The organism is Caulobacter sp. CCG-8, from assembly GCF_037402475.1.
Taxonomy (GTDB): domain Bacteria; phylum Pseudomonadota; class Alphaproteobacteria; order Caulobacterales; family Caulobacteraceae; genus Caulobacter.
The window spans coordinates 110,010-119,169 of sequence record NZ_JBBEUD010000009.1 but is presented as its reverse complement, the minus strand read 5'-3'; the positions used below and the strand labels follow the sequence as shown (position 1 = coordinate 119,169).

Annotated in this window: 14 protein-coding genes; 9 read left to right on the top strand and 5 right to left on the bottom strand. The window is 69.4% G+C overall.

Annotated features, from left to right (window positions below):
- Positions 1 to 23 precede the first annotated feature (23 nt).
- Positions 24 to 230, bottom strand: coding sequence for a DUF1192 family protein (locus WAE60_RS10975; RefSeq protein WP_029914264.1), 207 nt, complete (start codon positions 228 to 230; stop codon positions 24 to 26).
- 89 nt (positions 231 to 319) lie between these two features.
- On the opposite strand from WAE60_RS10975, the gene WAE60_RS10970 reads away from it, so the two are divergent.
- From WAE60_RS10970 to WAE60_RS10960, 3 genes are all read left to right on the top strand, one after another.
- Positions 320 to 1,294 carry an NAD(P)H-quinone oxidoreductase gene (locus WAE60_RS10970; protein ID WP_337686405.1) on the top strand — a complete coding sequence of 325 codons (975 nt, stop codon included), beginning with the start codon at positions 320 to 322 and terminating at the stop codon, positions 1,292 to 1,294.
- Between the two features lie 113 nt (positions 1,295 to 1,407).
- Positions 1,408 to 1,773, top strand: a complete 366-nt coding sequence (locus tag WAE60_RS10965; protein ID WP_029914269.1) for a hypothetical protein — start codon at positions 1,408 to 1,410, stop codon at positions 1,771 to 1,773.
- 94 nt (positions 1,774 to 1,867) lie between these two features.
- A complete protein-coding gene (locus WAE60_RS10960; RefSeq protein ID WP_337686401.1) occupies positions 1,868 to 2,587 on the top strand; it encodes a cell cycle transcriptional regulator TrcR in 720 nt (239 codons plus the stop codon).
- Between the two features lie 112 nt (positions 2,588 to 2,699).
- On the opposite strand, the gene WAE60_RS10955 is transcribed toward WAE60_RS10960, so the two are convergent.
- On the bottom strand, positions 2,700 to 2,873 hold the full coding sequence (locus WAE60_RS10955) for a DUF465 domain-containing protein (RefSeq protein WP_035018606.1): 174 nt from the start codon (positions 2,871 to 2,873) through the stop codon (positions 2,700 to 2,702).
- A gap of 129 nt (positions 2,874 to 3,002) precedes the next feature.
- On the opposite strand from WAE60_RS10955, the gene WAE60_RS10950 reads away from it, so the two are divergent.
- From WAE60_RS10950 to WAE60_RS10940, 3 genes are all read left to right on the top strand, one after another.
- Positions 3,003 to 3,614 carry a UbiX family flavin prenyltransferase gene (locus WAE60_RS10950; RefSeq protein WP_337686398.1) on the top strand — a complete coding sequence of 204 codons (612 nt, stop codon included), beginning with the start codon at positions 3,003 to 3,005 and terminating at the stop codon, positions 3,612 to 3,614.
- A gap of 23 nt (positions 3,615 to 3,637) precedes the next feature.
- Complete coding sequence (locus WAE60_RS10945; RefSeq protein WP_029914275.1) at positions 3,638 to 4,087, top strand: TIGR02444 family protein; 450 nt, start codon at positions 3,638 to 3,640, stop codon at positions 4,085 to 4,087.
- A 91-nt stretch (positions 4,088 to 4,178) separates the two neighbouring features.
- Positions 4,179 to 4,400 (top strand): DUF465 domain-containing protein, encoded by a 222-nt coding sequence (locus WAE60_RS10940; RefSeq protein ID WP_029914277.1) that lies wholly within the window; start codon positions 4,179 to 4,181, stop codon positions 4,398 to 4,400.
- A gap of 178 nt (positions 4,401 to 4,578) precedes the next feature.
- On the opposite strand, the gene WAE60_RS10935 is transcribed toward WAE60_RS10940, so the two are convergent.
- Complete coding sequence (locus WAE60_RS10935; RefSeq protein WP_337686395.1) at positions 4,579 to 5,298, bottom strand: GGDEF domain-containing protein; 720 nt, start codon at positions 5,296 to 5,298, stop codon at positions 4,579 to 4,581.
- A gap of 261 nt (positions 5,299 to 5,559) precedes the next feature.
- On the opposite strand from WAE60_RS10935, the gene purE reads away from it, so the two are divergent.
- Together purE and WAE60_RS10925 are read left to right on the top strand one after the other, a co-directional pair.
- On the top strand, positions 5,560 to 6,051 hold the full coding sequence (purE, locus tag WAE60_RS10930; RefSeq protein WP_337686394.1) for a 5-(carboxyamino)imidazole ribonucleotide mutase: 492 nt from the start codon (positions 5,560 to 5,562) through the stop codon (positions 6,049 to 6,051).
- Positions 6,051 to 7,148 carry a 5-(carboxyamino)imidazole ribonucleotide synthase gene (locus WAE60_RS10925; RefSeq protein ID WP_337686392.1) on the top strand — a complete coding sequence of 366 codons (1,098 nt, stop codon included), beginning with the start codon at positions 6,051 to 6,053 and terminating at the stop codon, positions 7,146 to 7,148. The genes purE and WAE60_RS10925 overlap by 1 nt, the downstream gene beginning before the upstream one ends.
- Here the strand turns inward: WAE60_RS10925 and WAE60_RS10920 are convergent.
- The gene (locus WAE60_RS10920) at positions 7,145 to 7,531 is read right to left on the bottom strand and encodes a RidA family protein (RefSeq protein ID WP_337686390.1); all 387 of its coding nucleotides are present in this window, start codon (positions 7,529 to 7,531) and stop codon (positions 7,145 to 7,147) included. The two genes, WAE60_RS10925 and WAE60_RS10920, sit on opposite strands and share 4 nt — an antisense overlap.
- Positions 7,532 to 7,624: 93 nt before the next feature.
- Here WAE60_RS10920 and WAE60_RS10915 point away from each other — a divergent pair, with 93 nt between their 5' ends.
- Positions 7,625 to 8,344 carry an aspartate/glutamate racemase family protein gene (locus WAE60_RS10915; protein WP_337686387.1) on the top strand — a complete coding sequence of 240 codons (720 nt, stop codon included), beginning with the start codon at positions 7,625 to 7,627 and terminating at the stop codon, positions 8,342 to 8,344.
- Here the strand turns inward: WAE60_RS10915 and WAE60_RS10910 are convergent.
- Positions 8,341 to 9,009, bottom strand: coding sequence for a COQ9 family protein (locus tag WAE60_RS10910; protein WP_337686385.1), 669 nt, complete (start codon positions 9,007 to 9,009; stop codon positions 8,341 to 8,343). The two genes, WAE60_RS10915 and WAE60_RS10910, sit on opposite strands and share 4 nt — an antisense overlap.
- Positions 9,010 to 9,160: the final 151 nt, after the last annotated feature.

Below are 9,160 nucleotides of genomic sequence, written 5' to 3'. Positions count from 1 at the left end.
CCGCCTGTAGCGTAAACCGATCGTTAGTCTAGGCGACCAAACAGCGCATTGGCCGCGTCGCGCCCCGCCTTTTTCTTGGTCAGTTGGGCGCGGGTGCGGGCGATTTCCGCTTCCAGCGCCTCGATCCGCTCTTCCAGCTCGGCCACGCCGTAGGTGTCCAGGTCTTCATGCGTGGTGGCGTTGAGCGCATCGCCACGGAAGGCGCGCGGCTCGACCGGTTCTTCCATCATCGGATCGGTCTCCCTTTGCTCGACCCCTTTTCGATCCGGCATCTGACGCCTACCAAGGGCCGGACGCAAGCCTCACGGGATGTTCCGCCATGTCCGAGACCATGACCGCCATCGCCATCGAAGGCGGGAAAGGGGCCGCCGACGCCCTGCATCCGGTGACCGTCGAACGCCCGCAGCCGGGGCCCGGCCAGATCCTGATCCGCGTGCGCGCCGCCGGGGTGAACCGTCCGGACCTGTTGCAGCGCCTGGGTTTCTACCCGCCGCCGCCCGGCGCGCCGGCCACCCTGGGCCTGGAGGTCGCGGGCGAGGTCGTGGTCGGATCGGGACGCTGGAAGGCCGGCGACAAGGTCTGCGCCCTGCTGGGCGGCGGCGGCTACGCCCAGTACGCCGTGGTCGACGCCCGCCACGCCCTGCCCGTTCCCGAAGGCTTCGACTTCGCCCACGCCGCCGCCCTGCCCGAGACGGTGTTCACGGTGTTCGCCAATGTGTTCGAACATGGGGCGCTGAAGCTTGGCGAGACGCTGCTGATTCATGGTGGGACGTCCGGTATCGGGACAACCGCGATCGCCATGGCCAAGGCGCACGGCGCGCGGGTGATCGCCACCGGCCGCGGCGCCGACAAGAAGGCCCAGGCGCTGGCCCTGGGCGCCGACATCGCCGTCGACGCCAAGACCGAGGACTTCGCCGAGGTCGCCAAGGCAGCCGGCGGCGTCGATGTGGTGCTGGACATGGTCGGGGCCAGCTATTTCGAGAAGAACCTCGAGGCCCTGAACACCGGCGGCCGCATCGTCTACATCGCCGCCCTGGCCGGGCCGGTGCTGGAGGTCCCGGTGATGAAGATCATGCAGAAGCGGGCGGTGATCACCGGCTCGACCCTGCGTCCCCGCCCGGCCGACGAGAAGGCCCGCCTGGCCGCCGAGATCGAGCGTGTGGTCTGGCCGTGGATCGCGGCCGGCAAGCTCAAGCCGGTGATCGACGCCACCTTCCCCCTGGAAGAAGCCGCCGCCGCCCACGCCCATCTCGAGGCGGGCGAGCACGTGGGCAAGGTGGTGCTGCTGGCCTAGACGCGTCCGGACCCCGGCGGGTTGATCGCCCGGCCGGTCCGATCGCCCATCGGGGGAGCCGCCTTTCCCGCCCGCAACCTGCGGTGATAGCCCTGGGCGAACGGAGGACGCCCATGAGCCTGAACGGCACTTTGCACGGCTTGCACGCGCTGACGGTCCATCCCCACCGCGTGGAGTTGGGCGTCCTGGGCGCGGCCATGGTGATCGCCCTCGTCTGGTTCGAGGTCCGCAAGCCGGAGGCCTGGCTGCAATGGCTGACCCTGTCGATGCTGATGGGGCCGGGCTTCCTGTTCTTCCTCGACGGTCAGGGGCGAGGCCTGGACACCTCGCCGTTCGCCCTGGGCCTGGCCCTGGCCTTCGCGGTGGGCGGCGGCGGACTGGTCACCCTGCGCGCCGTCGGCCGGCGCGAACGGTTGGAAGGCCTGCGCGAAAACGCGGCTTCCACCCGCCATGCGCCGCTGAATCTGGGGAATGGTTGATCCCCGTTCCCTTTCCCGAGAAACCGCATTATAGCTCCAGGCTGAACATCCCGCCCGGCCGCAAGGTCGGGCGCCGTCATTTCTGGAGGACCGCATGTCCGACATCCTGATGCCCAAGGCGACGGCCGTCTGGCTCGTGGACAACACGTCGCTTAGCTTTGAACAGATCGCCGACTTCTGCGGCCTGCACCCCCTGGAAGTCCGCGGCATCGCCGACGGCGAAGTGGCGCGCGACATCCGCGGCGCCGACCCGATCGGCAACGGCCAGCTGACCCGCGAGGAACTGGACCGCGCCCAGGCCAATCCGGACTATCGGATGAAGGCCCAGGTCAGCCGTCACGCCGAGTTGCTGAAGCCGCAGAAGAAGGCCCCGCGCTACACCCCGGTGTCGCGCCGCCAGGACCGTCCGGACGCCATCGCCTGGTTCCTGCGCCATCACCCCGAGGTGACCGACGCGCAGATCTCCAAGCTGCTGGGCACGACCAAGTCGACCATCGAGCAGGTCCGCGCCCGCACGCACTGGAACGCCGCCAACATCAAGCCGGTCGATCCCGTGACCCTGGGCCTGGTCGGCCAGCTGGAGCTGGACGCCCTGGTCAAGAAGGCCGCCGAGAAGAAGGCCAAGGACGACCTGAAGAAGGGCATCCTGCCGGAAGACCCGACCCTGCGTCCGGCCTCCGAGACCAGCGCCCTGCCCGAGGATCACGACGACGAGGAGGCCGCCATCCGCGCCTCGCGCATCGAGCCCAAGGCCGAGGACGTGTTCGGCAAGTCGACCTACGTGGCCGACGACGAAGAGGACGACGAGGACTAAGCTCCCCGCCGCTCAAGCAAAAGGCCCGCCCCGTCTGCACGGAGCGGGCCTTTCTGTTTTCGGCCTCCTCTGGCGGCCACCGCCATTCCGACGAGGCGATGGCTAGAGGGGGCTAGTGAAGTCGCGCCCTGAGGCCTTCGATTTCCTCCTTGAGCCTGAGCTTCTGCCGCTTCAACTCCCTGAGCAGGGTGGTGTCACTGACGGGACGACGGGTCTCCTCCTGAATCGTGCGGTCGAGGCTCTCATGACGGGATCCAAGCTCGCGGATACGGGATTCGATGGCCATGGCTGTCGGCTCCTTGCTGGTGGACATCGAAGTCAACACCCGCTGTTCGAAGCTGTCAGATCACATATGATTGCAATCGGCGGCGCTTGACCTGGCGCAGCTTGCTCCCAAGACGGACGAAAATTCACCATGTCGACCTCGCCGACTTCGCCCGAAAAACCCCGCCTGGTCGTTGGAATCTCGGGGGCGTCAGGGGTTGTCTACGGTCTGCGGACGCTGGACGCCTGCCGCGAACTGGGCGTGGAAAGCCACCTGGTCCTGTCGAAATCGGCCGCCCTGACCCTGTCGCAGGAGACCGGATTTTCCGTCGCGCAGGTCAATGAGAAGGCAGATGTCGTCCATCGCGTGGGCGACGTCGGGGCGGCGATCGCGTCAGGGTCGTATCGCACGCTGGGGATGATCGTCGCCCCCTGCTCGGTGCGGACCATGAGCGAAATCGCAACGGGCGTAACGGCTTCGCTTCTGACCCGCGCCGCCGACGTGACCCTGAAGGAGCGCCGCCCTCTGGTGCTGATGGTGCGCGAGACGCCGCTGCACCTGGGCCACCTGCGCACCCTGACCAAATTGGCCGAGATGGGCGCCGTGATCGCCCCGCCCCTGCCCGCCTTCTACGCAAAACCGCAATCGATCGCTGAGATGGTGGACCAATCGGTGGGCCGCGCGTTCGACCTGTTCGGCCTCTCGTGGCGGCCGGTCAAACGCTGGGGCGAAGACCTGGCGACCATCACTGGCGACGCCTGAAAAGGCCTGAGGGGTTAACGCGGATGCGGCTTTGGCAGTGGGCCCTGGAGGTCTATGCGCGACCGTCTGTCGCAGAGGCGTGCCTGTCGCTGCAGGACCAGCACGGCCAGAACGTGCCCTATCTGCTGTGGGCCGCCTGGCGGGCCAGCGAAGGACGCGACGCCGACGCCGGGGTCGCCGCCGATCTGGTCAGGCGCTGGGACGCCGAGGTCGGCTCGCCCCTGCGCGCCGTCCGCCGCGCGATCAAGCCGGCCTGGCCCGCGATCGACGACGACGCGCGCGAGGATTTCCGCGGCGCGGTCAAGGCCGTCGAGCTGCGCGGCGAGAAGCTGCTGATGGAGAGCCTGGAGGCCCTGAGCGGCGATCCGGGCCCGCGGCGGGACCTGTTCGAGGCCCTGCTGGAGGCGGCCCAGGCGGCCGGCCCACCGCCCCGCGAAGCCGCCCTGCGCGCCCTTTCCGACACGCTTTCCTAGAGCCGCTTCAACGCCCTTTACCCGCTGTCAGGCTTTGCTATCTATCACCGCCCTTAAGACGCCGATCGGGGCAAGGCATGGAGGAGCGTCCATGAACGACGACGATCCTTCCGACGAATCCGACGTCGCCATCGAGCGACGGCTGGCCACGCTGCGCGAAGAGCACCAGGACCTCTCGGACTCGATCGAGGCCCTCGAAGAGCGCCCCCAGCCCGACATGCTGCAGATCGCCCGCCTCAAGCGCCGCAAGCTCTCCCTGAAGGACGAGATCGTCCGCCTGGAAGACCGGCTGACGCCGGACATCATCGCCTAGGGCGATTGCGGGCGAACGTTTCGACGGCGAGCACTTGCCCCCTACGGATCGCTTCGCGATCGTCTTCCCCCAGAGGGGGAAGAGGAACCGTGCGCGCGGCCTCCGCCCCCTACGGGGGCGGACAGACGGCGAAGCCGTCAGGTGGGGGCAAGTGAGTGCGCCTCGAACCTAGCGGTTCCTACGCTTCCTTGCGCGAGCGCTTCTTCAGGAACATCGCCGCGTCGGCCTCGGCCAGGGCGGCTTCGGGGTCGGCGCCGGCCTCGATCTCGCGCACGCCCCACGAGACGCGCAGGGGCACCGACCATTCGCCCACCTGCACCGGCATGTCGCGCACGGCCGCGGCCAGGGTCTCGGCCTTGGAGACGGCGGTCTGCTGGTCGGCCTGGACCAGCAGCACGGCGAACTCGTCGCCGCCGATCCGGCCCACCACGTCGCTCTCGCGGACATTGGCCTGCAGGCGCTGGGCGACGACCTTCAGGGCCTCGTCGCCGGCCGCGTGGCCGAAGCGGTCGTTGACGGCCTTGAAGCCGTCCAGGTCGAAGAACACCAGGCTGGCGGGCGAGCCGTAGCGCTGGGCGAAGGCGGCGACCCGCTTGATCTCACGCAGGAAGGCCCGGCGGTTCAGCACCGGGGCCAGCACGTCCAGGTCGGCCAGGCCCTGCGCCTCGCCCAGCTTGAACTTCAGGCGGGCGACCTCGTTGCGCAGGTCGTCGATCTCGACCATCAGGGTCTTCAGGGCCGACTGCACCTGCGGGGTCAGGTCGGCTTCCGACAGGCCCAGGAACCCCGCCGTGTCGGCGGCGACCACGGCCCGCGCCACCACCGGCCCCGCGGCCTCGGTCAGCGCCCGGCGACGGATCGCCGAGAAGGATTCGGTGCGGGCGCTGGTGATCTTCATGGGACGACGAAAGCCACTTGGGGAATCACTTGCGGTGAAGCTTCGCGCATTTCTGCGTTCTTTCATTAACCATGACAATGGCGACGGCCATGTGTCGCAGCGTCGCGGCGCCGCACTATCGTCCGGGATCGCCTGCGGTTTTCTGGTGAGAACGGGCTTTGGAGCCCGGGCGCCAGCGGCTATAAGGCCCGCGATTCACGGCCGTCAGGTCACTGAGCGCCTCCAGCGGCGCTCCACCGCCTTCTGGGGAAATCGTCGCCGATGCCCACCGCCACGCCACCCGTCGCTATCGTCATGGGCAGTCGTTCGGACTGGCCGACCATGAAGAAGGCGGCCGACGCGCTCGATTCCCTGGGCGTGGCCTGGGAGGCCAAGGTGGTCTCGGCCCACCGCACCCCCCAGCGCCTGGTCGAGTTCTCCACCGGGGCCCAGGCCGCCGGCTACAAGGTGATCGTCGCCGGAGCCGGCGGCGCGGCGCACCTGCCGGGCATGGTGGCCTCGATGACCATCCTGCCGGTGCTGGGCGTGCCGGTGCAGTCCAAGGCCCTGAACGGCCTGGATTCCCTGCTGTCGATCGTCCAGATGCCGGGCGGCGTGCCCGTCGCCACCCTGGCCATCGGCGAGGCGGGCGCCAGGAACGCCGGCCTGCTGGCCGCCCAGATCCTGGCGACCTCGGACCCCGCCCTGGTCCAGCGCCTGGCCGCCTTCCGAGCCGAACAGACCGACAGCGTCGTCGAAAGCGTCGAAGACTGATGAGCAAGTTCCCGCCCGCTTCCCCTTTGGCTCCTGGTTCCACGATCGGCATCCTCGGCGGGGGACAGCTGGGCCGCATGCTGGCCCTGGCCGCCGCGCGCCTGGGCTTCGACGTGGTGATCCTGGACCCCGAGGAGAACAGCCCGGCCGGCCGCGTCGCCAGCCGTCAGATCGTCGGCCCCTACGACGACCGCTGGGCGCTCAAGCGCCTGGCCGAGGTCTGCGACGTCGTCACCTACGAGTTCGAGAACGTGCCCGCCGCCACCGTGGCCGAGCTGACCGCCCTGGGCGTGTCGGTGGCCCCCGGCGCCAAGGCCCTGGCCGCCGCCCAGGACCGGGTGGTGGAGAAGAGCTTCCTGGCCGAGATCGGCGCGCCCACCGTCGCGTTCGCGGCCGTCGACGACGCCGAAAGCCTGGCCGCCGCCGTCGCCCAGATCGGCGCGCCGTCGCTGCTGAAGACCCGTCGCGAAGGCTATGACGGCAAGGGCCAGGCCTGGATCCAGCGCCCCGCCGAAGCCGCCGCGGCCTTCGACAAGATCGGCCGCCAGCCGGCCATCCTGGAGGCCCCGGCCGACTTCGTGCGCGAGTTGTCGGTGATCGCCGCCCGCGGCCGCGACGGCGAGATCGCCTGCTATCCGCTGTCGGACAACCACCACGAGGGCGGCGTCCTGCGCCGCACCAGCGCGCCGGCCAAGGTCAGCGCCGCCACCCGCGACCAGGCCGAGGCCATCGTCGCCAAGATCCTGACCGCCCTGGAATATGTGGGCGTGATCGGGGTGGAGCTGTTCGAGCTGGCCGGCGGCAAGCTGCTGGTCAACGAGTTCGCCCCCCGCGTCCACAACACCGGCCACTGGACCCAGGACGGCTGCGAGGTCGACCAGTTCGAACAGCACATCCGCGCCATCGCCGGCTGGCCGCTGGGCCCCACCGCCCCCCGGGCCCATGTCGAGATGACCAACCTGCTGGGCCCCGAGGTCGAGGCCTGGGCCAAGCTGGCCGCCGAGCCCGAGACCCGCGTCCACCTCTACGGCAAGGGCGAGGCCCGGCCGGGACGGAAGATGGGCCACGTGAACCGGCTGCGGGGCCTGAAGGATTAGGCCACCGCGATGATCTCCAGCTCGATCAGCCAGTCCTCGGCCAGGGTCTGGACGATGATCGCCGTGGTCGGGATGCGTCGGTCGCCCAGGGCCTTCACCCGCGCCGCGCCGTTGGCCTCGGCATAGGCGCCGTCGCGCAGATAGCTGGTCAGGCGCACGATGTTGTCCACGGTCATGCCGGCGCTGGCCAGGATGGTCCGCAGGTTCGACCAGACCAGCTCCAGTTGATGCTCCAGGCTGGTCCCGGCCGCGCCCTCGGCATCCAGCCCCATGGTCCCGGCCACGAACAGCATGCGGGCCGGATTGCGCACTTCCAGGGCATGCACGTAGTCGTCGGTGGCGGCGTAGATCCCATCGGTGGGATTGTGGATCACGGTGTCCATGGCGCGCCTCCAGGGGCTTTCGTTTTGCGGCTTCACGCCCCAGCTTAGCGGAAAGACGCGCCGTCGGTGTGACGGCCCTTCCCGGAGCGCCCCATGGCCGAACAAACGCTCATCGGCCAGAAACTGATCGGACTGATCGGCGGCATGAGCTGGGAGAGCTCGGCCCAGTACTATCGGCTGATCAACGAGGGGGTGCGCGACCGCCTGGGCGGGACGGCTTCGGCCCGCATCCTGATGTGGTCGTTCGACTTCGCCGAGATCGAGGCCCTGCAGCACGCCGGCGACTGGGACGCCCTGGCCGGCCAGATGGTCGATGCGGCCAAGGCGCTGCGCAGGGGCGGGGCCGACTTCCTGGTCCTGTGCACCAACACCATGCACCGCTGCGCCTGGGCCGTCGATGCGGCGGTGAAGACCCCGCTGCTGCACATCGCCGATCCGACGGCGGCGGCGATCCAGGCCGCGGGCCTAACCCGGGTGGGCCTGCTGGGCACGGCCTTCACCATGGAGCAGGATTTCTACCGCGGCCGGCTGGAGGACAAGTTCGGCCTGGAGGTGCTGGTCCCCGACGCCCAGGACCGCAAGGCGGTGCACGACATCATCTATCGCGAGCTGGTGACCGGCCAGGTGCTGGACGCCTCGCGCCAGGTCTATCGCGAGGTGATCGCGCGACTGGTGGCGCGCGGGGCGCAGGGGATCATCCTGGGCTGCACCGAGATCATGCTGCTGATCGGCCAGGAAGACAGCCCCGTGCCGGTGTTCGACACCACGACGCTGCACGCCATGGCGGCGGTGGACCGGGCGTTGGGAGGCTAGCGCGTCCCGTACCGCATCCGCGCCAGGGCCGCGGCCACCTCGGCCGCCAGGTTCATCGGCTTGATCCCGGCTTTCCACTTCTCGAAGGCCATGACGTTGTCGATGCGGCCGTCCAGGTGCTTGAGCGCCGACTCGCGGCCCGAGGCCATGTCGACCGCCAGGGTCGAGACCAGGATCCCCGACAGAATCGCCCGCTTGGAATAGTGATTCTCGTCGGTGGCCGTATCGCCGGCCCAGCGCCACAGGACGTCGGCGCTTTCCCAGATCAGGCTCAGAGCCAGCGGCATGTTGGTCGGGAAGGCCAGAAAGGCGGAAAGCTTGCGCAGGGCCTCGGCGTCGTGCTGGGCGGCGTCCAGGCGGGCGATCACGCCGGCCCGGATCTTCTCCCGGATCTTGGTCGGCGGCGGGTTCAAGGCCTTCAGCGCGGCCAGGGCGGCCTTGTCGTGGCGGCGCGACAGCAGAGCGGCCAGGTCGCGGGCCCCTTGCGGCAAAAGCAGTTGCGCCTCTCCGGCGTTGAGGCCGGCGGCCACCGCTGCGGCGCGGGCCATCCCCGGGTTCCACCCCAGGCGCGGCGCCAGGCGCAGGGCCTCGTCCAGCACCCGTTGCTCGGTCGTGTCGGCCCAATCACCGGGGTCGTTGGGCGCTTCGGCGGTTTTGTCGCTCATGAATCCGAGTCTACACGGGAGTTTAGGCCGCGTCGCCATGGACAGCGGGCCTCGCCTCTGCTATCAGCCGCCCCTCGTCGCCCGGGAGATCCCTTTCCGGGCTTATCAGGTTTTGTTCGCCCGCCCGGCCCCTGAGAGGGACTCGGGAAGA

What these genes read in the sequence shown, in the direction of transcription:
- WAE60_RS10925 (WP_337686392.1), top strand. Translation starts at nt 6,051, where the DNA reads ATGAGCAAGTTCCCGCCCGCTTCCCCTTTGGCTCCTGGTTCCACGATC.
- WAE60_RS10975 (WP_029914264.1), bottom strand. Translation starts at nt 230, where the DNA reads ATGATGGAAGAACCGGTCGAGCCGCGCGCCTTCCGTGGCGATGCGCTC.
- WAE60_RS10970 (WP_337686405.1), top strand. Translation starts at nt 320, where the DNA reads ATGTCCGAGACCATGACCGCCATCGCCATCGAAGGCGGGAAAGGGGCC.
- WAE60_RS10960 (WP_337686401.1), top strand. Translation starts at nt 1,868, where the DNA reads ATGTCCGACATCCTGATGCCCAAGGCGACGGCCGTCTGGCTCGTGGAC.
- WAE60_RS10955 (WP_035018606.1), bottom strand. Translation starts at nt 2,873, where the DNA reads ATGGCCATCGAATCCCGTATCCGCGAGCTTGGATCCCGTCATGAGAGC.
- WAE60_RS10940 (WP_029914277.1), top strand. Translation starts at nt 4,179, where the DNA reads ATGAACGACGACGATCCTTCCGACGAATCCGACGTCGCCATCGAGCGA.
- WAE60_RS10950 (WP_337686398.1), top strand. Translation starts at nt 3,003, where the DNA reads ATGTCGACCTCGCCGACTTCGCCCGAAAAACCCCGCCTGGTCGTTGGA.
- WAE60_RS10935 (WP_337686395.1), bottom strand. Translation starts at nt 5,298, where the DNA reads ATGAAGATCACCAGCGCCCGCACCGAATCCTTCTCGGCGATCCGTCGC.
- WAE60_RS10915 (WP_337686387.1), top strand. Translation starts at nt 7,625, where the DNA reads ATGGCCGAACAAACGCTCATCGGCCAGAAACTGATCGGACTGATCGGC.
- purE (WP_337686394.1), top strand. Translation starts at nt 5,560, where the DNA reads ATGCCCACCGCCACGCCACCCGTCGCTATCGTCATGGGCAGTCGTTCG.
- WAE60_RS10920 (WP_337686390.1), bottom strand. Translation starts at nt 7,531, where the DNA reads ATGGACACCGTGATCCACAATCCCACCGATGGGATCTACGCCGCCACC.
- WAE60_RS10910 (WP_337686385.1), bottom strand. Translation starts at nt 9,009, where the DNA reads ATGAGCGACAAAACCGCCGAAGCGCCCAACGACCCCGGTGATTGGGCC.
- WAE60_RS10945 (WP_029914275.1), top strand. Translation starts at nt 3,638, where the DNA reads ATGCGGCTTTGGCAGTGGGCCCTGGAGGTCTATGCGCGACCGTCTGTC.
- WAE60_RS10965 (WP_029914269.1), top strand. Translation starts at nt 1,408, where the DNA reads ATGAGCCTGAACGGCACTTTGCACGGCTTGCACGCGCTGACGGTCCAT.